This window comes from Methanosarcina sp. MTP4 (assembly GCF_000970045.1).
Lineage (GTDB): Archaea > Halobacteriota > Methanosarcinia > Methanosarcinales > Methanosarcinaceae > MTP4.
In genome coordinates this window covers 2,133,825-2,154,608 of the sequence record NZ_CP009505.1, presented here as the reverse complement: position 1 = coordinate 2,154,608, position 20,784 = coordinate 2,133,825, and the positions used below count along the sequence as shown (strand labels likewise).

Sequence of the window (20,784 nt, the reverse complement as noted above, 5' to 3'; positions counted from 1 at the left end):
TTAACTTGATTCAAATTCCTTTTTTTCAGATCCAGAGCCTATTAGCCAGTTTTGAAAAGGGCTACGATATCGTTGAAATCGATCTTTCCGTCTCCGTTGAAATCGAAAAACTCCTCAAGCATGTTTTCTTTGATCCATTCTATGTTGTAGGACATTTCAAGGTCCCTGGAGGAGATTTCTTCATTTCCGGTAAAGTCTTTGTAGCCCTCAACTGTATCCGGGTTCTCCGGGGAATTACCATAGTCCGGAGTAAGTGCCATATTGACTTCGATGCTGCCTTCAAGGACGGTGGTTCCTACCGGGTTTCCGGAATCATCATCCAGGTCCTCCACCGTGATTGTGAGATTTGTTTTCCCAAAAGCTTTTCCGGAAACTGTCAGGTTCCCAAGAACGACGCTTTCAGCTCCTGCCTGGATCATTTCGTCCCCGTCAAAAGCAGCCATGTTAACCGAAGCTGCAGGAAGGCCGGAACCGGCGGTCAGGTTTGCCCACACCGGGAACTCGATTTCCGTGATTTCCGCAATTGCCGGGTCTTCAATGCTGAAGGTCAGGTTGTAGCCCGCAAGCCCTTCGGGGAATTCGTCTGCCATAACCCGGATTTCGGCACCCTCCCCTTCGACAACGAGAGTAGTCTCAGGGTCAAACGAAAGGACAGTTAAATCGGGTAATGGCCCAGATACGAGTCCGGAGCCGGATCGGGAGGCAAGAATCTCATAGTTCGCCCGGCTGTTATCAGTCCCTTCAGACTCGACTGTTGCCGGAATCAGGGGAGTGGTTCCGGATGGTGTTGCCAGAGGCAGATAATCTCCTTCGTTAGCTATTTTCCCTTCTGAATTATACGGAAGTAAAGTATCTCCAAGGCCGTCTCCGTCAGTATCAACACCTGCATAATCCGACCAGTAGTTCCCGCCGAGGAAAGGCCCTCCGACAATGTTTGTGCCTGGGGTTTTCGTGGTATTCCAGATGTTCTTCCCGTAATCATAAGCGTTATTGGTACCGTTGAAGTAGTTGTCGTAGATGAGGTTATCCATCGATCCAGTGAGATAAATGCCAAACTCTTCATTCTGGCTTACCAAGTTGCTGATCAGCGTGTTGTCGCTGGAGTACATCAGACGGATGCCGTAATTGTTATTCGATGCGGTATTATCTGTTAGCATGTTGTCGCTGGAGTGACTCAGACTGATGCCGCAATAGTCGTTGTTCGATGCGTTATTATCTGTCAGCGTGCTGTTATTGGAATACCCCAGATAGATGCCGAAAACATTATCCGATACAGTGTTGCCTGTCAGCGTGTTATTGTCATTGGAGAACCACAGAAAGATGCCGTGATAGTTATTCGATGCGTTATTATCTGTCAACGTGTTGCCGCTGGATTCACGCAGTTCGATGCCTTTTTCATTGTTGATCGATGCGTTATTATCTGTCAGCGTGTTGTCGCTGGAGTAACGCAGATAGAGGCCTATTTCATTGTTGTTCGATGCGTTATTATCTGTTAGCGTGTTGTCGCTGGAGTAACGCAGATAGATGCCGTACTCGTTGTTCGATACTTCATTGTTATCAATGTTTGACCCGGTTGTATTATGGAGGTAAATGCCATATTCATTATTTTCGAGATTCAGGTCTTTTATAGAGATATCCCGGCAGTTGATGCAGTAGACAGTCCCCGCATTTGAAGTAGAATCAAGAGTTATGTCTGAAAGATTTACAAGGTAGTATATCGGTTTACCGTCTACGGTGTTGCTTGTATCAATATCATTTATTCCTCCACCTTCAAAATTATACTTATTGTAAGTCATTCTATTATCCGTCAACGTGTTGTCGGAACCACTAAGAGAGATACCGTAATAGTCGTTGTCCGATGCGGTATTATTTGTCAGCGTGTTGTTGGAACCACTAAGAGAGATGCCGTCAGAGTTGTTTGATGCAATGTTGCTGGTCAGCTTGTTGTCGGAACCACTAAGAGAGATGCCGTAATAGTCGTTGTTCGATGCGGTATTATTTGTCAGCGTGCTGTTGGAACCACTAAGAGAGATGCCGTCAGAGTTGTTTGATGCTGTATTATCTGTCAGCGTGTTGTTGTCGCTGTAGTAGTACACATAGATGCCGTCAGAGTTGTTTGATGCTGTATTATCTGTCAGCACGTTGTCGCTGGAGTCCTGCAGAAAGATGCCGCCCCTGTTGTCCGATACAATGTTGCTGGTCAGCGTGTTGTCGCTGGAGGACCCCAGAAAGATGCCTTCATAGTTATTCGATGCTGTATTATCTGTCAGCGTGTTGTTGTCGCTGGAGCCCTGCAGACTGATGCCGTAATTGCTATTCGATACATTGTTGCTGGTAAGCGTGTTGTCGCTGGAGTACCACAGACTGATGCCGTGATAGTTGTCCGATACCCTATTATTATCAATTTTTGACCCGGTTGTGTTATAGAAGTAAATGCTATATGCATTATTTTCAAGATTCAGGTCTTTTATGAAGATATCCTGGCAATTGATACAGTAGACAATCCCTGCATTTGAAGTAGAATCAAGAGTTATGTCTGAAAGATTTACAAGGTAGTATATCGGTTTACCGTCTACGGTGTTGCTTGTATCAATATCATTTATTCCTCCACCTCTAAAATTATACTTATTGTAAGTCATTCTATTATCCGTCAACGTGTTGTCGGAACCACTAAGAGAGATACCGTAATAGTCGTTGTCCGATGCGGTATTATTTGTCAGCGTGTTGTTGGAACCACTAAGAGAGATGCCGTAATAGTTGTTCGATGCGGTATTATCTGTCAGCGTGTTGTCGCTGGAGTGATACAGATCGAGGCCGGTGCCGTAACAGTCGTAGTCGTCGTAGTTGTCGCTGTCCGATGCTTTGTTGTTGGTCAGCGTGTTGTTGCTGGAGTCACACAGATAGATACCGTAATAGTCGTTCGATGCAGTATTATCTGTCAGCGTGTTGTCGCTGGAAGAATCCAGATAGATACCACAACTATTATCTGATACAATATTGTTAGTAATAATGGACCCCTCAACTCCATTGAGATATATTCCAGCATTTATATATTCGGTGGCCCCGGTCACAGTAAAGCCACTTATCGTCACATTTTTTCCGATCACATTGAAGACGTGATCATCTGAAACGGCCGCCTTAACAATTGTATCATCCGGATTTCCTGACTGCGAGATTATTGTCAGTTCCTTGTTCACATCTACGTTCTCTTCATAGGTGCCGCTGTACACAATGATAGTGTCCCCGTCCTTTGCAGCATCCACGGCGGCCTGAATGGAGGTGAAATCAGCTCCCTACCCGGCACCGTTGTTCACGGTATATATTGCTGCAGGTTTAGGGGACTCGACTGGTTTTACCAGGGGTAGATAATCCCCTCCGTTTGCAATCTGCCCTTCGCAATTATATGGAAGCAAGGTATCTCCCAGACCGTCTCCACTGGTATCGGAACCAGCATAATCCGACCAGTAGTTCCCCCCAAGGAAAGGCCCTCCGACAATGTTAGTGCCCGGGGTTTTGGTAGTGTTCCAGATGTTGCCGGTGTTTGTGCCTTCAAAATATGTGTTGTTTGTGTTGTTGAAGTAGTTGTTGTAAATGAAATTGTTGCTGAAATCCTCCAGAAGCATGCCATAGTAGTTGTTCGATACCTTGTTATTGCACAGCGTATTGTCGCCGGTATACGAATCGAAAAAATCCTCAAAGTTAGTCAGACACATGCCGCAGTAGTTGTTCGATACTGTGTTATTGTTCAGCATGTTGCCGTCGGAATCCAGATAGATGCCTGATTCGCGGTTCGAATTTGCTGCGTTATTGATTAATATGTTACCGCTGGAACCTATAACGTCACCACATTCTACCCACACCACACCATGGTCAAGAATGATTCCGTTTTCGGTGTTATTTGATGCTGTGTTATTGCTCAGCGTGTTGCTGCTCGAAGATACCAGATAGATGCCTGAGTCGCTGTTCAAGTTTGCTGTATTATTGTTCAGCATGTTGCCTCTGGAATAATACAGAAAGATGCCTTGGCCGTTGTTCGATGCTTTGTTATGTTCAAGTTTATTATGGCCACTCCGACAATCCAGATAGACACCACGATCGTTGTTCGAATTTGCAGCGTTGTTGATTAACATGTTGCCGCTGGAAACTGCGACTATTAATATTTCTCCGCCTTCTAATTCTCTTTTTTGAGAGTCCAGATTGATTCCGTCTGCGGTGTTATTTGATGCCGTGTTATTGTTCAGCGTGTTGTTACTGGAACCCATCAGGTAGATACCATACTCGTTCAAGTTTGCTGTGTTATTTTCAATAAGGCAGTATTCAACTCCTTCAAGATAGATTCCGGCACACCCGGTGTCACTGGCTCCTGTTATGTTAAACCCGCTAATTTTCACTCCATCTGCTGTAACATGAAAAACGTGGTCTGAACTGTTGGCAGGCTGAACTATAGTGTCCTCCGGATTTCCTGACTGCGAGATTATTGTCAGTTCCTTGTTCACATCTACGTTCTCTTCATAGGTGCCGCTGTACACAATGATAGTGTCCCCGTCCTTTGCAGCATCCACAGCAGCCTGAATTGAAGTAAAATCTGCTCCCTACCCGGCACCGTTGTTCACTGTGATACATTCTGCTGCAGGGGGCTCGGCTGGTGTTACCAGGGGTAGATAATCTCCTCCGTTTGCTATTTGTCCTTCGGAATTATACGGAAGCAGGGTATCTCCAAGACCATCCCCATTGGTATCGGCACCGGCGTAATCCGACCAGTAATTCCCCCCAAGGAAAGGCCCTCCGATAATGTTTGTGCCTGGAGTTTTAGTTATATTCCAGATGTTGTTTCCGTTATCGTAAACGTTATTGGTGCTGTTGAAGTAATTGTTGTAGATGAGGTTGCTGTTTGAATTATTGAGATGGATATTGGAACAACCTTCCTCAAGTTTTGTTCGTCTTGCTATGTTGCCAGTCAGTATGTTGTTGTTGGATGATCCCAGATAGAAGCTATAGCGCATAGAGTAATGCTCATCTTCGACCACAATGTTGTCTTTCAATATGTTGTTGTTGGAGTTACTCAGACTGAAACCATTAAGGCCTTGGGCACTGACTGTATTATTGCTCATTATGCAATAACTGGAAGAACCAATAATGATTCCCTGAGCACCGGAGACATAGTTATTGTTCATCGTGGTGTTGTTTGAATGTGACACCATGATCCCTAATTCAATTCCACTTACATAGTTATTGCTCATTGTGTTGTTGCTTGAATATAACAAATCGATTACTTCCCAAACCCCACTTATTGAATTATCGCTCATCGTGTTGTTGCAGGAATATCTAAGCCAAAGGGGATGTTCCCCACCAATATTGTTCCCTATCAGTATATTGTTGTTGGAATTTTCAATAAAAATGGCAAATTCCATAGCCGAAATACTGTTATTGCTCAAGAGGTTGTTGTCTGAACCAGAAAGGCTGAGGCAATGAATGCCTCCATTGCAAATGTTATTTTTCACCTTGTTGTTGCTGGAAGATATCAGAGAGATTTGATAGAATTCATTGTTACTAATGTTGTTATACTGAGCGCCATCAAGGCGTATTTCCCGATTGCCACCATCTAACTTAAAGCCATTTATTGTCACGTTATTTGCAGTTATTTTGAATGCCTGAACGATCGTATCTTCCGGATTTCCTGACTGCGAGATTATTGTCAGTTCCTTGTTCACATCTACGTTCTCTTCATAGGTGCCGCTGTACACAATGATAGTGTCCCCATCCTTTGCAGCATCCACAGCAGCCTGGATGGAGGTATAATCTACTCCCTATCCGGCATCGTTGTTCACAGTGATATCTGCCGCTGAAGCAGTTCCCATGCTTATTAAAAGTAAAGTAACTAAAAAATAAATCCCAATACTTTCGTTACTTCTCACAATATTTACCCCTATATGAACATATATTGAAAAATTATTCTTTCAAATATGATTAATGAACATATACATATAAAATGTAACGAATTTTATATCAGCAGTTTATATAAATATTTATAAGTTTTTATAAAAAAGTATTATTTTATTATGATTAGTCTGCGTAGTTATGAAAAATTAAAGGTTCCGGATGCTTATGGGAGGGATTCCGAAATATGAGGTTTGCCAGAGGCAGGGTTGCGATCCCTCTCGCTTTCATGTGGCGTTATCAGGGCCTGGCTTTTAAGAGAAAAAAAGATGAAAGTACTAAGGTTTGTGGAGTAGACACAGGAAAAACTGCTTTTTGGGAGCTATATAAATGACCTTTTTGGGCAATCAAAGGAAAACGTGAGTGTGAGGCAATGAAAGTTGATCCCAAGGTTTGTGGGAATTTCGCTTTTGGTTTACGGTTTATTCCATTATAGAAAAAAGAACCGCCGGATTATCATAAACCTGTCATCAACCTGCTAATTTCACTTAGGTTTGGTTTATGCCAGAATAAAACGTACATGGAGTGGGTTTTCTATAGATGATGCAGGAAAAAGGTTAGGCGAAGTATTGCCTGAACGAAGAAACTTAGGCCCGAACTGAAGAGGCAGGGGCCTGAACTGAAGAGATAGGTTACTGGTGCGTAAAATCGGGGCTAATCAAAAATTTTTTATTAATATCCCCCTGAATGGGGAATTATCCTGTGAACCCGTTTCTGGTACTCCCGGTATTCGTCACCAAACTGGGACACAAGCCTGCTTTCCCAGTGCAGGGACCCCAGAAACAGGTATATGGTGGTCAAAATGTATATGTTGTTCACGGTAATCTCGGCTGATGATGCTGTTCCAATGCTTATAAAAAATAAAGAGATTACAAAACAAATCGCAATACGTTCTTTAGTCATCATTATATTTCCCCCTTCATGATAAAATATTGAAAAAGAATGCTTTCAGGTAGAGGGTATAATTATATAAGTATATTAAATAAAATGAAATTTATATCATTAATTTACATACATAAAAAATGAATATATATAATATAAATTTAATATTTATTTTAATAATTATTCATTTATTAGAGACTGTAGGAAATATATGGTTGCAAAGGGCCAGGGACGTCTCCAAAAAAGCCTGTTTCAGGGAAGAAAATAAAAAGAGATATTGAATTCAGGGAGACTTTATAATTTTGAAAGAGGCTTTTTAAAAATATAGCTTCCTTTTCGGTTAATTTTATCGTAAATAAAATCCAGGCCGACGTAGTTTGATTTTTCGATAATTTCTTCAAATTTGCTTCTTGTTTCAATTCTGATTTTAATTGCTCCGGAAATATCTTCTTTCTTTAACTCCTGGATATTAAGGGGTATTTCAACGAATTGTATATCGCTGTCAGCACATGGGCAATTCAGTTGTGAGCTCGAGCAATTTCCTTTGACGCTATCTTTTATCCTGTTTTCTACGTGTTTATCCCTTATATTCCACTCAACTATGAACCTATCTGTTGGAAAACCGGAATGAATTCTGGATTCGATAGGTCCATAATAATCTACAGAATGTCGGGTAATTATCCCCCCGAGTTTTCTAATGTACAGATTGGCATTGACACTTTCCAGAGGGTCAAAGGTCCAGAATATCTTATCGATGTTTTGCGATAACATCAGTTCTCTCAATTTTAACATTAAACTATATCCGACGTTTTTCCGCTGGAAATCCGTTGCCACGGCTAACATATGCATGATCACTTCCTGAGGATTTGAAGTTGGAAGTGTGAGAGTGAAACCAATAATTTCGTCATCCAGGAAATACCCAAGAATGACTGCTTTGGGACCCATTTCATCTGAAACTACTTTCAGCAAATGTGTAGGAACTACATCAATATCTTCCAGACCCCATACTTTCTTCTGGGTTTCCAATAACTCATGAAATGTATTAATTTCTATTATTGGTTTTATGAGTCCATTATCCATTTTCTTCGCCTCCCGGAATTTTGCTCATCACGAGCTCTTTTGTGAAGTCGTCTGCCAGGCCGATGGAATTTTGCTGGGATACAGAGTCATTCCCTGGATTTTCCCCAAAACTCTTAAATTTTTTTATGTTTAAATATACTTCCAAATTATTTAGGACTTACGAACTTTAACCCCCGCAAACCCGGAAAAACCATAGTATTAGAGAACGAACTATTTCTCCCACTCTAACCCATGCTCAATCCCGGGAATCTTGATTAGAAGCAAAAGAAACCGTTTTAAGCATTATCGGCATAGGAACTTATGGGGTTGGCCGGTTGATAGATCAAGAGGAGATCCACAAGCAATGTCTTAGCAAAGATCCGGAAGAACGTATCAAGGCGTTGAAGCAATTAGAATCTTATTTTTCATTACTACCCGATAAAGAACAGGCCTGGAACGACCTAGTCAGGCTTACAGGTGACCAGGACCGTTCTGTGAGGTCAGGGGCTGCGGATTTCCTTGGTTCTGCGTTTTTTCAGGCGCCGGATAAACAAAAGGCATGGAACGACCTGGTTAGACTTGCCAGTGATGAGGACCGTTCTGTGAGATCCAGGGCCTCCGAAGCCCTTGGTTCCGCGTTTTCCGAGGTGCCGGATAAGCAAAAGGCCTGGGACTATTTAATCAGACTTACCGGGGATCAGGATAGTGAGCTTAGATCCATGGCTGCCTATGCTTTTGGCCCCGTGGTTTCTGAAGTGCCAGATAAACAAGAGGCCTGGAACGATTTAATCAGACTTACAGGCGATCAAAGCAGTTTTGTGAGAAATAGAGCCGCCTCTGCCCTTGGTCCTGCATTTACTCAGGTGCCGGATAAACAAAAGGCATGGGAAGACTTACACAGACTTACTTCTAATCAGGACAGCTTTTTGAGGTCCGGGTCTGCCGAAGCCCTGGTTTCCGCGTTTTCCCGGGTGCCGGATAAACAGCAGGCCTGGAACGACCTGCTTAGCCTTAGCTCTGATGGAAACAGCTATGTGAGGCCCAGGGCAGCTCCTGCCCTTGCTTCTTCGTTTTCCCAGGTGCCAGATAAACAACGGGCCTGGAAAGACTTAATTGAACTCACCTCTAATCAACACCGTCCTGCAAGGTCAGAGGCTGCCTCAATCCTTGTTTCTTCGTTTTCTCAGGTGCCGGATAAACAACGGGCCTGGAACGACTTAATTAGACTTAGCTCTGACCCGGACAGTTTTGTAAGGTCTAAAGCTGCTTCTGCCCTTGTTTCTTCGTTTTCTGAAGTGCCGGATAAACAAAAGGCCTGGAACGACCTGCATGGACTTACCTTTTACAAAGAAGAAGGCATGAGGTCAAAAGCCGCCGAAACCCTTGGTTCCGTGTTTTCCCAGCTTCCGGATAAACAAAAGGCATGGGATGACTTAATTAGACTTAGCTCTGATCCGGACATTTTTGTAAGGTCTAGTGCCGCTTCTGTCCTTAAATCTGCGTTTTCTCAAGTGTCGGATAAACAAAAGGCTCGGAACGACTTACACAGACTTGCCGCTGATCAAGATCGTGCTGTGAGGTCCAGGGCCGCCGAAGCCCTTAAATCTGCGTATTCCAGGGTGCCGGATAAAGAACAGGAATGGAACGACCTGCACGGACTTAGCTTTGATGAAGACAGTGCTGTGAGGTCAAGGGCTGCCAGATCTCTTGCTTCTGCGTTTTCTCAGGTGAAGTATAAACAGCAGGTCTGGAACGACTTGCATAGACTTAGCTCTGATGAAGACAGTGCTGTGAGGGCAGCTGCCGCCGGGACTCTTGGCTCTGCATTTTCTCGAGTGCCGGATAGACAACAGGCATGGGACGACCTGCATAGGCTTACTGCTGATCAGGACATTTCCGCGAGGTTCAGGGCTGTCGAAGCCCTTGTTTCTGTGTTTTCCCATGTGCCGGATAAACAGGAGGCATGGGACGATTTAATTAGACTTACCGCTGATAAGGGCAGTGATGTGCGGTCAAAGGCAGCTTCCGCCCTTAAATCTGCTTTTTTGCAGGTGCCGGATAAACAGCAGGCCTGGAACGACCTGATGGGACTCACCGCTGACCCGGACAGTGCTGTGAGGTTAAAGGCAAGTTCCGCCCTTAAATCCGCGTTTTCTCAGGTACCGGACAAACAGCAAGCCTGGAACGACTTAATAAAACTGACCGGAGTTAAAGACCGGAATGTGAGGTCCAGGGCTGCTTCTGCCCTTAAACCTGCGCTTTCTCAGCTGCCGGATAAACAACAGGCCAGAAACGACTTAACGAAACTGACCGGCGATAAAGACCGGAATGTGAGGTCCGGGGCAGCTTCTGCCCTTAAATCTGCGGCTTTAAAAATGCTAGATCAATAACAGACCTGGAACGACTTAATTGTACTACCGCCGATCAAGAAAGGGATGTGGGGGAAAGACCGGTTAGCCGAAGTCGTTTATTCCTAGGATGCTGGCTATTTGTATCCCTTTTTTGCAAGAATATATCAATCTGACCTGTTAATATCGTTTTATGCTTGTTGAAACGAGGGAAATTTCAGTCCTAGGAAAAGAAGATTGCGGAATTGTTGACATTACTGAAATGGTATCAAAGGAAGTCAAAAGCTCAAAAATAAGAAACGGGACAGTTACGGTCTTCTGTGTCGGTTCAACCGGAGCAGTAAGCACGATGGAGTTTGAGCCAAACCTTTCAAAAGACGTTTCGGAAACCCTTGATAAGCTAATCCCCCTGGATAAGGACTACCACCATCACAAGATCTGGGGCGACTACAACGGGGGTTCCCATTTAAGGGCACTGCTCGTCGGCCCGAGCTTTATGGTCCCTTTTGTCGAAAAAAGACCGACCCTCGGGACCTGGCAGCAGATCGTATGCATAAACTTTGACAGGCTTGAAAGGACAAGAAAAATCGTGCTGCAGATTATAGGGGAGTTTTAACCCTGTCGGGGAATTTTAACCGGGGCAGAGCCGGGACAGTTACAAACACAGCATCATCAGCTGTAATTCCATCATTTAGCTATTCCCAGAAACCTTTTTTCAACTTGCTTTATAGTTACCGTCACGCTCACCGGTCGTCGAAGACGACCGGCTTTTCCATGAAGTATAATTTAATAGAGTTAGGAGTTACGCACTTGAGATGTAAAACCAAGCACATGAGTGCTTGCCATGAATATTATGCTTTAGACAGTTTGGTACTTCATGCTACTGGTTTCTTGTTCAACTGCGTAAGTCCTAAGAGTAAAAATAGAGATTTGTGAAACCCCCATTAATACAAGTTATTTTAGGAATATAAAAATTAGATATGAGTCAGATATTGACATGATATTTGGGAAATTGACATGAAATGAGGCTAACAAAAGAAAAGCTACAAAGGCAGTTTATTCTTCAAGCACTTCTTTTTTGAAATTTTGGGGAAGGCCGCCCGCCAGCGGGCGGTGAGGGCCCCTGGAATCGATATGAGGAAGGAAATTCCCAAAATTGAACTCAGAAGTAAATCCTGTCAAAAAAATCGGGGCCGTTTCAAGCAATATGACAGTAATGACAGGATTTTTACAGAACCTTCTTTCATATTCGATATTTTATTCTCATTATCAATTTTTTATTCTCATTATCAATTAAAATTTTTTATTAATATCCCCCTGAATGGGGAATTATCCTGTGAACCCGTTTCTGGTACTCCCGGTATTCGTCACCAAACTGGGACGCAAGCCTGCTTTCCCAGTGCAGGGACCCCAGAAACAGGTATATGGTGGTCAAAATGTATATGACAAGCAGGTTGACGGTCATGAAGGGAGTCAGCCAGATAATGATCAGGCCCGTGAGCAGGAAGGGGTCCCTTACCCATCGGTAAATGCCCCGGATGTCCAGGGGGCCTGCGTCAGGAGTCTTGGGAGCAGCAAGCTGTGAGCGCAGTTTGAACCTGTGGGGTGCATCCCGCATAGCTCTGGGGGCAACGATTGCAGCAGTCAACTGTCCCCCGACCATCAGCCAGCGCCAGGGTGAAGGTACTATGTAGAGAATAGGCCCCGGATTTTTGATGAGCAGATAGACGAGCGGAGCTATTGTTACAAATGCGATCAGGCTGTATACCGGCATATACAATGTTTCTGCCCTGGAACCCACGATTCGCACGACGAAGCGTTTGCAAGGCAGGCTTGCCGTAAGGCTGTGAATAACTGCAAATGTCACCAGACAAAAAGCAAGGACAACTGTGGATGAAACCAATTCCAACACTCCCGATTTTTTTGGATAATTCGTATTTAGCGTTTATTACGCGATGGGGCTGCCAAACCTTCTGGTGCTAATCAGTTTTCCAAATATTCCCACACCAACATCTAAAAATCTCATTTTATAGATCCCCGATAAATATTAGAAGTTCCCGCAATATAAAGCAAACGGCATAAAATAAACAACACAAATCAAACGGCATAAAATAAACAACACAAATCAAACGGCGAAAACTGATACCGCTTTTATCTCTGAAATCCCGTTATCCTATCAGGCTTCGGAGAATGTTAGATGAAATTGCAGTTCCCATGCAGGTGTCCATCGTTATGGAAGATATGAACCCTACTACCTTTCCCGCCTGCAGGATAGGAGAACCGCTATCCCCTGGCTCCGGTAGATCACGGCAACGGAAGCCCAGGTAAAGCAACGAAGTTCCGGCATTGACCACCCTGCATTTGATAACATGAAGATCATTGACAAGCAAAGCCTGCTCCAGTTCGGCTGCGCTGCCAAGTTTGGTGATTTCAAACATGCAGTCAGGAGGAAGCTCTATCAGGGCTAAATCAAAGGCCTTCAAAATTTTCGAAACAGCGAGTTCCCTTCCACCAACCAGTAAATGGTCCCCTTCCCCCTGAAAGATATGAGAAGCCGTGACCATGTAAGGCAGTCCTTTGATTTGGATAACAGCGCCGATGGTGCAGCGCTGTCCTTTATAAAAAAAAGAGCCGCCTGATTTTATCATAAGCGTTCATCAACCCGCTGTTATGGAATTTCTGATGTTTACGTTAAATTGGTGTTTTAATTATATTTAGCGTTATATATAAGAATCGATTAGACGTGAAAATTCGCTTGTTGCTTGATGCAAAAAGCAGCTCAGAAAAAAAACAAAAAAGCTGAGCAAGCAGAATATTTAAAGATTAAAGAGATGGAAGTGAATTTTTAAATTATTCATTCGGAATATACTCAATTCCATTAGATCTTAAGTAAGCAACTGACCCTATCTGAAAAATAAGAAGTATTGTATCAATAACAGAATTGGCAACATCCCCTATACCAGGAACTAAACCAACACTTAAGTCTGTACCTACATTTAACACTCCACATATTAAAATCAGCATAATTGTAGATTTTACTTTTGAACTTTTGACAATTAATTGTGTAACATCGTTTCCATTCATTTTATTTACTCCTTCTGTTTATATGACCTAAATTAAAATAATTCTCTATTTCTCCATAAGAATTTTTATTCAGGATTATGTCAACAATTCTTTCAATTTTCCTCAAATACTCATAATTTCTAAACAAAGTTATTTGTATAAAAATATTCTGAAACTTTGTTTCAAAAAGTTGTGTCATTTAAAATAACACTTTTTTGTAGAGGTCCAGATCATTGAAGAAAATGAGAAGGTGTTAAGTCTCAGGCTCTTTTTTCAAAGATTATCAGAAGATCGTCAGTGAGCCGTTTATTGATTATGAATCAGAGAAAGCTAAGGAAATATCTCAATTTTTAAGCAATTGGGCAAGTCAATTTTACGGTATGTTTAACACCTTGTAAACAAGTTTGATGGGAAGACAGGAGTTTAGAGATAAAACAGATTCAGGCTAATGGGTTGGCCTACATTGGAAAAGCAGCTAATAATATTGAGGATCAGCCTTTGGATGTTACCACGTCTCAAGTTTTCATTAATGAGGAAGAGATTAAGCAAAGGATATTGGCTTTGACCCCTAAGAGGCAAGGGGGATTGGAATTAAGCATAGGAGTACTTGAAGAGGATGAAAGATAGAATTGTAAATTATGGGGGGATAAACTTAAAAACTAAATCCATGAAAAAGTTTATGAGCGCATTTAGAAATTAATACATGAACGGCTTTTAAAATAAATTTGTAGATCTAAGCACTGAATTACAAACTTATATAAATTCTGAAAAACAAATCTGCTTTGATTAAGAACTTCAGTACATTGAATCTCAGTTGTCATTATATTCTCAAATAAACATTAGATTTTTCGAAACTTTCTGTAGCATTTAGTAGAAGTACAGGATTTCAGAGATGGTTTATTTGGCTAGTAAGATAAGAAATAAGCCTATTATTATAGGATTTCTTCTAATAATTGCTTTATTTATCTATGTCTCCCTTTTTTTCATATTTAAGGAGCCATCATCACCGTATTTTTTAGCACCATTTTTTGTAATACACAATCATGACGTTAATAGTCATGAAGTGACAGTGGAAGTACTTGATCAACATAATAAATCAATAATAAACCAAACATACAGTTTGGAACCTAGAAGTGATGTGTCACAATCTCGTCCTTTGAGTCTATGGTTACAACAGGAAAAAAGAGAGTATACCTTTAAGGTGACTATGGATGGCCAAATTACAAATAAAGGTAACCTGGAAATCTTAGACAGTCACACTTCAGTAAGCATACGTTTATACACCGTAGTTGGTGAAACTATTCCCTACGATAAACTCCGTGAACCCATTCCTATTCTTATAGAGGCTGTAGAATATTGAGAAATCTGATGTTCTCTACATTTTTTTCCACTTGAGCTTATGCCAAAATTTACTAAAATGCTTTAAAACGGTAAAAAAAGCTTAAGAATACTTATTTATCCAAATAATTACATATAATGCTTTTAAATTAGTACTCCTCAAAATGCCGATTAAAAATTTTAATCATAAATACTTAATTTATGTTATATATAAATTTTAAATTGATATTTAATATGATTTTTTATCATAGAATGTATAAAAATCTAATTTTTTACTATGTTTGAAACTCCTATTTGCCCCTATTTTACTTAAACGATTAATACAACATCTAATTGCTATTATACCTTTATTTAGGCATATAATTACTTTAAAAATGTTTAAAACAAATTTTTTCGGCAAATAATTTTTATTAGCCAATATATTGGAAACTAAGGAATTCTGTGAAAAATGGCATAAGCTCACTTACAACAGTTTTTTCTCACAGACTTTTCACTTTTTAATCGGCAAAAACATAAATTAAATGATAAAGTTATTTTTTGTCATGGCAACTTTGTAAATTAACGGTTGTGCATAACTCTTACAGAAATGCATACAAAAAAATCTTATATTTCATTCAATGGGAATTATTAAAATGGATTTTCTAGTTAAGACAATTTTAGAAAAAATCGGCTTTGCGTAATCTTTGCAAAAATGCGTTGTGTTTTTTAGAGATATCCCCATCACTTTAAAAAATGTGTAAAAAATGCGAGGGGTGGGATTCGAACCCACGAAATCCTTCGATACCGGATCTTAAGTCTGGCGCCTTTGGCCAAGCTGGGCGACCCTCGCAGATTGAAATATAAATTTTTATTAATAGTGATCTTATATTTCTTTGTTAATTTTCTTAGTTTTGGGTTACTTTTTACTAATCTTTAGTCCAACATGTTGTTTCTTAAGTCCGGCGCCTTTGGCCGGGCTGGGCAACCCTCGCTCTTCGAAAAAAGCTGAACTGTTTTTAGCCGCAAAAACTCCTTAATGCGAGCATTCTTTAAATAAAGTTAAATTATTTAAAGCTTATTCTTTAATTCATGGAAATTACATTCCTTGGCACAGGAGTTGCGATACCCCAGAAGGGTCGGGTGCAGTCAGGTGTACTTGTAGAGTTTGAGGAAAAACCTCTGCTTATCGACTGCGGAAGCGGCGTTCTGAACCGGATTTTAGAAGCTGGGGTCCGGCATACGGAGATTGATACCGTACTGCTCTCTCACCTTCACCTGGACCATGTTGCGGACCTGCTCTGCCTCGTGAAGGCGAACTGGCTCATGGGAAAAACCGATATGCGGGTCTACGGGCCTGAGGGGACTGAGGACTGGTTATTTGACTTGCTAGGGCTTTATGAGTACATTCTCGAGGAGGTGGACGTGAAAGTCATTGAGTGCTCTCCGGGAAAGGAGTTCGTACCCGAGGGGTTTGACTGTGAAATCAGTTGCGCGGCTGCCGTACACAGTGTCCCGACCCTGGCTTACCGGCTAATGTCGGGGGAAGGGGAAATCGTCTACTCCGGGGACACGGAGCCCTGCAGGGACGTCCTGGACCTGGCAGTCGAAGCCGACCTCCTTATCCATGAATGCTCCTTTCCCGCAGGCATGAAGGTCACGAACCATACGACCCCGTCGACCCTCTCAGATATGCTGGACGAGTACAGGGACGAGATAGGAAGTCTTTGCCTGACGCACTTCTACCCCGAAATGCGGGGACACGAAAGAGAAGCCATATACCGGCTGAAAGGGAACTTTGACGGGGAAATAATCCTGGCAGAAGACCTCATGAACCTTGAACTGTAAAATTGAACTGAAAATGTCAACTCTATATTTTAATTCACCAATTGTCTCAAAATATTCGCTCAAATGTTAACTCAAAGAACTGGACGGTTCTTATGCGGGGTGTGGCAGACTGTGCAGGTAATTCTCCACTCCGTCACGCTTGTACCTCAGGCAGGACATTTTCATCAGGTTATAGATCTCCGGCAGCAGGGCTCGGAACCGCTCCATAGGCTCTCCTGCAGTGCCCCCCTAGATGCGCCTCGTGACGGTTTTCACAGTGGCTTGCTGGAGAGATCGACTTCCGGCCGCACATACTGGGGCCAGGAGACATTATTGGCCGCATGAAATTAAGGCGAAGGAGGCAGAAAATGATTTTTTAAATAGCAGAAAATAGAATCTCCTTTTGTCCTGGAAAAATTCCTGAATAGAATATTACTGGAAAAGATTTCAGTTAAGATTTTCTTTCACATATTTCCTTTAACACGTTTCCTTTATAATTTCGTAAAAATACTTCTATATCCGGATATTATTTTCGGATTTCACAGGGAGTGATCTTTCATGGCAAGAATCCTTTCCGAAAAAGACATTGGCCTCTTGAAAAAACTTGCACCTGAATGCGAAGACCTGCTCTGTTCAGGCTCCGGAGTTCCCTACCGTTCGATTCTTCCTCCCCTGGCAAACCACTACTCTGAGGACGCCATTGATTTCCATCGAAGGGTAAGCGGAATTTCCCCCGGGGACCTGGAATACCTCATCTCCCTTATCCTGAGTGGGGAAGAGAGCCTTGGCTGCGTTCCCCCGGACTACATAATCATTTTCCTGAAAATTGTTGAGGAAAAACTTGGGGAAGAAGCCGCAGCCACGGTCATGCAGAAGTACGAAGAAAATCGGGAGTGTCACAGCTGAAATGTCTTGTAAGTATTTCATAATGTTTCATGATATTTCTTAATATTTTTTTCATTCAGACTCCTCTTGAGGACAAGTGTTATCCATATATGGCATGCTGCCCTCAAAAGTCCCGGGACATATTTTTGCTTTTTGGACAAAAAGGATGGGGGATTTCCAAAAGCTTCTGATCTTGCCTTTCAGGGTGCAGTTTCGGATAAAAAGTAATACTTTTGTTAGGTGATATCCATACCAAAAACAGAAAGTTTCCTTGAACTGGCAAATTTTGTCCATATTAGAGAGCGGTCTCTAAAAGTCCCGGAGAAATTTCCTGCGAATTCTACAAAAAGGAAATGATGTTTCCGAAATAGCATGAATTCCCATTTAGTATTTTTCAAGATCTCTCAAGTTCTCCTGGCTTTTCTTCTAACTCCCCTCTAACTTTCTTTTCAGGTACGCAACTCTTTAAAATGTATGGACAGCCAGAAAAATAGTTTTTAAAACGGAAAGCGGATTGAAACTTGCCGGTGAATGGTTTGATCTCAGGAACGGTTTCTATAAGAAGGTTGTTCTGATGCGAGTATTTACACTTCTGGATTCCGGAGTATGAGGTCTACCAGAGGCAGGGGCATGATCCGCTTACTTCTATGAGGCATTATCAGGGGCTGGCATTCACGAAGGAAGAGAAAGGGGAGATTAAGAGAAGGTTGGCTGGGTGGACGGAGTGATTTAGGGGTTTGTTGGGTGGGTGAGGGAAAAATGGCTTCGTAGGAGGCCCTATTAGTGACTTTTGGGGGCAGAGATGGGACGTAAGCGGGTCTTTATGAACGTTGATCCTGCGGGTTGTGGTGCATGCAGGAAAAATGGCTTTGTAGGAAGCCTTCTCAACATCAACAACAGCTACGTGAGTTTTGTCAGGAAGTACGGAAATGGCCGATACCACTTTGATTTCAAGCCCCTGGAAAAGCTCGTCGAAGACGAGATCATCACCCTCGAAGATGCTCAGAACACAATCGACGCGTTCCTGGAAAATAACAAGGACCTCGGAGAAAACGAAGACATCGCGGCAGTCGGCCTTTCTGTATCCCCATAGATGCCAAAGGCTCCCTGAACGTGATGGAGTTCAAAAAGAGCCTGCAAACGGATATCCAGGTCGGCCTCCTGCAATCCCCGCTCATCATGGGCGATACGAAGGGCACCATCTACGCTGCCGGGCATGTAGCCGAAGTGGACCGGCTCGCGGTCCTCGAAGGCCTTCAGAAGATCATCCGGAACATCGCCAACGACGCGATCAACAAGCGTCTGGCCCTGACAAACAAAACCCAGGACTCTGTCTGGTCGAGTTCGAAGATCTTTCCAGGCCCACGCTTGAGGCCGGCGACGTCCAGGAAATGTACAACACCGGAGTAATCACGAAAGAGCAGTTCCTGGATAGGGATCTGGCTATTTACTTTTCCCCTTTTTACATCTTTAGAATTTTACTAACTATTCTCTCAAAAGCCTTCTTTGCAGGTGAATCGCTTCCCTCAAACATCAGAGGTCTGCCGCTGTCACCCCCTTCGCGAATACATTGCTCAAGAGGGATCTCACCTAGAAAAGGAACACCTTCTTCCCTAGCCAGATCTTCACCTCCGCCCTGACCAAAAATATACGCTTTTTCGCCACATTTTTGGCATACAAAATAGGACATATTTTCAATAACACCCAGTATTTTGAGATTTGTCTTCTTTGCCATCCTCAGGGCCCTGCATGCAACTTTTGAGGAAACATCCTGAGGTGTTGTGACAATAATTATACTCATATTGGGAAGGAGAATTCCCGAAGTGATCGCAACATCTCCTGTGCCAGGAGGTAGGTCGATTATCAGATAGTCGATGTCCCCCCACAAAGTTTGGGTCAAAATCTGTTTGATTGCTTTATGAATCATTGGACCCCGCCAGATAACTGGCTGATTTTCCTTGACGATAAACCCCATTGACATTACTTTTATTCCGTGTTTTTCAAGGGGCAGGATCTGATCCTCGGCAGTTGCTTTAGGCTGTCCGGTGATGCCCAGCATTTTTGGGATAGTGAATCCATAGATATCAGCATCAAAAATTCCCACCTTAAAACCCTTTCTGGCAATGGCTGCAGCTATATTTACCGCTACCGTAGATTTTCCAACTCCTCCTTTTCCACTGGCGACAGCGATAAACTTAGCAGATGATTTTATGTGTATCTTAACTTCTTCTTTGGCGGATGCATTACGCCTTTTCTTATTCGCTGAAATTGTCTCTGCCATTCCAATTCTCCCTTAAAATTGTATCAAGTACGGCTCATGCAAAGTATTAGCACTTCGTGAGCCGATTTCTATTATGATATTATTCGAGACCACAACATCTTTGTAAGCATAAATGCCCCATATTTCCCCAATTCTTTATGGTTTATTTTTAAGGGTTTATACTCTCATATGATAATCTAGAAGCTATTATTGCATTGGACTAATCAATCCCTAATTTCTCTATATAGAGCCATTTTCTGCCACTTATAAAAATCATCATTTAACCATTGCATAAACTCCGATGACTAGCAGATGATATTGGCAAGCATCACGGCAATGGTAGTGTTTCTTACAAATTCATACTGTAATAGCTCCATCATGCAAACCCTTCAATGCTTTTTCAAAACCCTATGTGGAAAACCGTGAGCAATTAAATCGATCGGACACTCATAGGCTGCTTCCAGGTCTTCCGGAAGTAATTCCTTTGAGTTATGGTAATACAGTTTGCGGTTTAAACAGGCAATCTTATCGACATGGACAGAGATAGCACCTATATCATGTGATACCAGAACAATAGCCATTTTTTCCTTGAGTTTTTCTAACAGTTTATAGAATTCTTCCTGCCTCACAATGTCTACACCTGTTGCAGGCTCATCCAGGAGAAGTAATTTAGGTTCCTCAGCCAGTGTCCTGGCTATGAAAACCCTCTGCCTCTGTCCGCCAGAGAGACTTCCGATTATCCGGTCCTTATAATCGAGCATCTCCACTATCTGAAGAGCTTCAAGAGCCTTTTTCCTGTCGCAGTCACTGTATCTTCTTAGCAAACCGACCTGACCCAGGCGGCCCATCAATACAACTTCCCAAACACTTATAGGGAAATTTATATCAAGGAGGCTGTACTGGGGGACATACCCGATATACTTTCTTGCTTTTTGAGGGTTTTTCCCGAAAACCGTAACTGTTCCCCTGCTGGGTTCTACCAATCCTAAAATAACCTTAAGGAGGGTGGATTTTCCCCCTCCGTTGGGTCCTATAATACCAAGAAAATCATGCTCTTTTACAACAAGATTTACATCTTCAAGTACAGGTGTGCTATTATAATGTACCCACACATCCTTCAGGACTACAGCTTCATTACTCATATTCGCGTCAGGATTAAACAGGTATCTCTACCTTTACCTGGAAATTATTGGATAAATCAGGCTTTAG

The 20,784-nt window shown here is 42.4% G+C and carries 17 protein-coding genes, 1 tRNA gene and 1 pseudogene; 8 read left to right on the top strand and 11 right to left on the bottom strand.

Annotated features, from left to right (window positions below):
- Positions 1–41: 41 nt before the first annotated feature.
- From MSMTP_RS17955 to MSMTP_RS09040, 5 genes and pseudogenes are all read right to left on the bottom strand, one after another.
- On the bottom strand, positions 42–3,263 hold the full coding sequence (locus tag MSMTP_RS17955; RefSeq protein ID WP_052718343.1) for a nitrous oxide reductase family maturation protein NosD: 3,222 nt from the start codon (positions 3,261–3,263) through the stop codon (positions 42–44).
- 30 nt (positions 3,264–3,293) lie between these two features.
- Positions 3,294–4,562, bottom strand: a complete 1,269-nt coding sequence (locus tag MSMTP_RS09055) for a nitrous oxide reductase family maturation protein NosD (RefSeq protein ID WP_052718342.1) — start codon at positions 4,560–4,562, stop codon at positions 3,294–3,296.
- Between the two features lie 30 nt (positions 4,563–4,592).
- Positions 4,593–5,777 carry a nitrous oxide reductase family maturation protein NosD gene (locus tag MSMTP_RS09050; RefSeq protein WP_048178724.1) on the bottom strand — a complete coding sequence of 395 codons (1,185 nt, stop codon included), beginning with the start codon at positions 5,775–5,777 and terminating at the stop codon, positions 4,593–4,595.
- A gap of 832 nt (positions 5,778–6,609) precedes the next feature.
- Positions 6,610–6,747: pseudogene (locus MSMTP_RS19200) on the bottom strand (methyltransferase family protein); the annotation flags it as partial.
- A gap of 366 nt (positions 6,748–7,113) precedes the next feature.
- A complete protein-coding gene (locus tag MSMTP_RS09040) occupies positions 7,114–7,899 on the bottom strand; it encodes a GNAT family N-acetyltransferase (protein ID WP_048178722.1) in 786 nt (261 codons plus the stop codon).
- Positions 7,900–8,213: 314 nt separating this feature from the next.
- Between MSMTP_RS09040 and MSMTP_RS09035 the strand changes: the two genes are divergently transcribed.
- Positions 8,214–10,268: a HEAT repeat domain-containing protein gene (locus MSMTP_RS09035; protein WP_052718341.1), complete on the top strand. Its 2,055-nt coding sequence runs from the start codon at positions 8,214–8,216 to the stop codon at positions 10,266–10,268.
- A 151-nt stretch (positions 10,269–10,419) separates the two neighbouring features.
- Positions 10,420–10,842 carry a secondary thiamine-phosphate synthase enzyme YjbQ gene (locus MSMTP_RS09030; RefSeq protein WP_048178721.1) on the top strand — a complete coding sequence of 141 codons (423 nt, stop codon included), beginning with the start codon at positions 10,420–10,422 and terminating at the stop codon, positions 10,840–10,842.
- 690 nt (positions 10,843–11,532) lie between these two features.
- Here the strand turns inward: MSMTP_RS09030 and MSMTP_RS09025 are convergent.
- The 3 genes from MSMTP_RS09025 to MSMTP_RS09015 all read right to left on the bottom strand — a co-directional run bounded on the left by MSMTP_RS09025 (position 11,533) and on the right by MSMTP_RS09015 (position 13,310).
- Positions 11,533–12,129, bottom strand: coding sequence for an isoprenylcysteine carboxylmethyltransferase family protein (locus tag MSMTP_RS09025; RefSeq protein WP_048178720.1), 597 nt, complete (start codon positions 12,127–12,129; stop codon positions 11,533–11,535).
- A gap of 265 nt (positions 12,130–12,394) precedes the next feature.
- Positions 12,395–12,874, bottom strand: a complete 480-nt coding sequence (locus MSMTP_RS09020) for a trypsin-like peptidase domain-containing protein (protein WP_048178719.1) — start codon at positions 12,872–12,874, stop codon at positions 12,395–12,397.
- A 202-nt stretch (positions 12,875–13,076) separates the two neighbouring features.
- On the bottom strand, positions 13,077–13,310 hold the full coding sequence (locus MSMTP_RS09015) for a hypothetical protein (protein WP_048178718.1): 234 nt from the start codon (positions 13,308–13,310) through the stop codon (positions 13,077–13,079).
- A gap of 432 nt (positions 13,311–13,742) precedes the next feature.
- Here MSMTP_RS09015 and MSMTP_RS19705 point away from each other — a divergent pair, with 432 nt between their 5' ends.
- Positions 13,743–13,916 (top strand): hypothetical protein, encoded by a 174-nt coding sequence (locus MSMTP_RS19705; protein ID WP_197076038.1) that lies wholly within the window; start codon positions 13,743–13,745, stop codon positions 13,914–13,916.
- Positions 13,917–14,190: 274 nt separating this feature from the next.
- Positions 14,191–14,649 (top strand): hypothetical protein, encoded by a 459-nt coding sequence (locus MSMTP_RS09010; RefSeq protein ID WP_231582732.1) that lies wholly within the window; start codon positions 14,191–14,193, stop codon positions 14,647–14,649.
- Between the two features lie 722 nt (positions 14,650–15,371).
- On the opposite strand, the gene MSMTP_RS09005 is transcribed toward MSMTP_RS09010, so the two are convergent.
- Positions 15,372–15,456: transfer RNA gene (locus MSMTP_RS09005), tRNA-Leu, on the bottom strand.
- 239 nt (positions 15,457–15,695) lie between these two features.
- Here MSMTP_RS09005 and MSMTP_RS09000 point away from each other — a divergent pair.
- The 4 genes from MSMTP_RS09000 to MSMTP_RS08980 all read left to right on the top strand — a co-directional run bounded on the left by MSMTP_RS09000 (position 15,696) and on the right by MSMTP_RS08980 (position 18,725).
- Positions 15,696–16,451 (top strand): MBL fold metallo-hydrolase, encoded by a 756-nt coding sequence (locus MSMTP_RS09000; RefSeq protein ID WP_048178716.1) that lies wholly within the window; start codon positions 15,696–15,698, stop codon positions 16,449–16,451.
- 537 nt (positions 16,452–16,988) lie between these two features.
- Positions 16,989–17,336 (top strand): hypothetical protein, encoded by a 348-nt coding sequence (locus tag MSMTP_RS08995; protein ID WP_048178715.1) that lies wholly within the window; start codon positions 16,989–16,991, stop codon positions 17,334–17,336.
- Between the two features lie 781 nt (positions 17,337–18,117).
- The gene (locus tag MSMTP_RS08985; protein ID WP_156153758.1) at positions 18,118–18,408 is read left to right on the top strand and encodes a hypothetical protein; all 291 of its coding nucleotides are present in this window, start codon (positions 18,118–18,120) and stop codon (positions 18,406–18,408) included.
- Positions 18,409–18,431: 23 nt separating this feature from the next.
- Entirely contained in the window at positions 18,432–18,725 is a 294-nt protein-coding gene (locus MSMTP_RS08980; RefSeq protein ID WP_048178712.1) for a hypothetical protein, read from the top strand.
- A 52-nt stretch (positions 18,726–18,777) separates the two neighbouring features.
- Here the strand turns inward: MSMTP_RS08980 and MSMTP_RS08975 are convergent, their stop codons facing one another.
- The gene (locus MSMTP_RS08975; protein WP_052718340.1) at positions 18,778–19,596 is read right to left on the bottom strand and encodes an Mrp/NBP35 family ATP-binding protein; all 819 of its coding nucleotides are present in this window, start codon (positions 19,594–19,596) and stop codon (positions 18,778–18,780) included.
- Between the two features lie 368 nt (positions 19,597–19,964).
- Complete coding sequence (locus MSMTP_RS08970; RefSeq protein WP_048178711.1) at positions 19,965–20,717, bottom strand: metal ABC transporter ATP-binding protein; 753 nt, start codon at positions 20,715–20,717, stop codon at positions 19,965–19,967.
- Between the last annotated feature and the right edge of the window lie 67 nt (positions 20,718–20,784).

Bases quoted from the DNA above. Each gene is read 5' to 3' on its own strand.
- MSMTP_RS09040 (WP_048178722.1), bottom strand. From the start codon at position 7,899: ATGGATAATGGACTCATAAAACCAATAATAGAAATTAATACATTTCAT.
- MSMTP_RS09030 (WP_048178721.1), top strand. From the start codon at position 10,420: ATGCTTGTTGAAACGAGGGAAATTTCAGTCCTAGGAAAAGAAGATTGC.
- MSMTP_RS09020 (WP_048178719.1), bottom strand. From the start codon at position 12,874: ATGATAAAATCAGGCGGCTCTTTTTTTTATAAAGGACAGCGCTGCACC.
- MSMTP_RS09015 (WP_048178718.1), bottom strand. From the start codon at position 13,310: ATGAATGGAAACGATGTTACACAATTAATTGTCAAAAGTTCAAAAGTA.
- MSMTP_RS09000 (WP_048178716.1), top strand. From the start codon at position 15,696: ATGGAAATTACATTCCTTGGCACAGGAGTTGCGATACCCCAGAAGGGT.
- MSMTP_RS08995 (WP_048178715.1), top strand. From the start codon at position 16,989: ATGGCAAGAATCCTTTCCGAAAAAGACATTGGCCTCTTGAAAAAACTT.
- MSMTP_RS08985 (WP_156153758.1), top strand. From the start codon at position 18,118: ATGGGACGTAAGCGGGTCTTTATGAACGTTGATCCTGCGGGTTGTGGT.
- MSMTP_RS08980 (WP_048178712.1), top strand. From the start codon at position 18,432: ATGGAGTTCAAAAAGAGCCTGCAAACGGATATCCAGGTCGGCCTCCTG.
- MSMTP_RS08975 (WP_052718340.1), bottom strand. From the start codon at position 19,596: ATGGCAGAGACAATTTCAGCGAATAAGAAAAGGCGTAATGCATCCGCC.
- MSMTP_RS08970 (WP_048178711.1), bottom strand. From the start codon at position 20,717: ATGAGTAATGAAGCTGTAGTCCTGAAGGATGTGTGGGTACATTATAAT.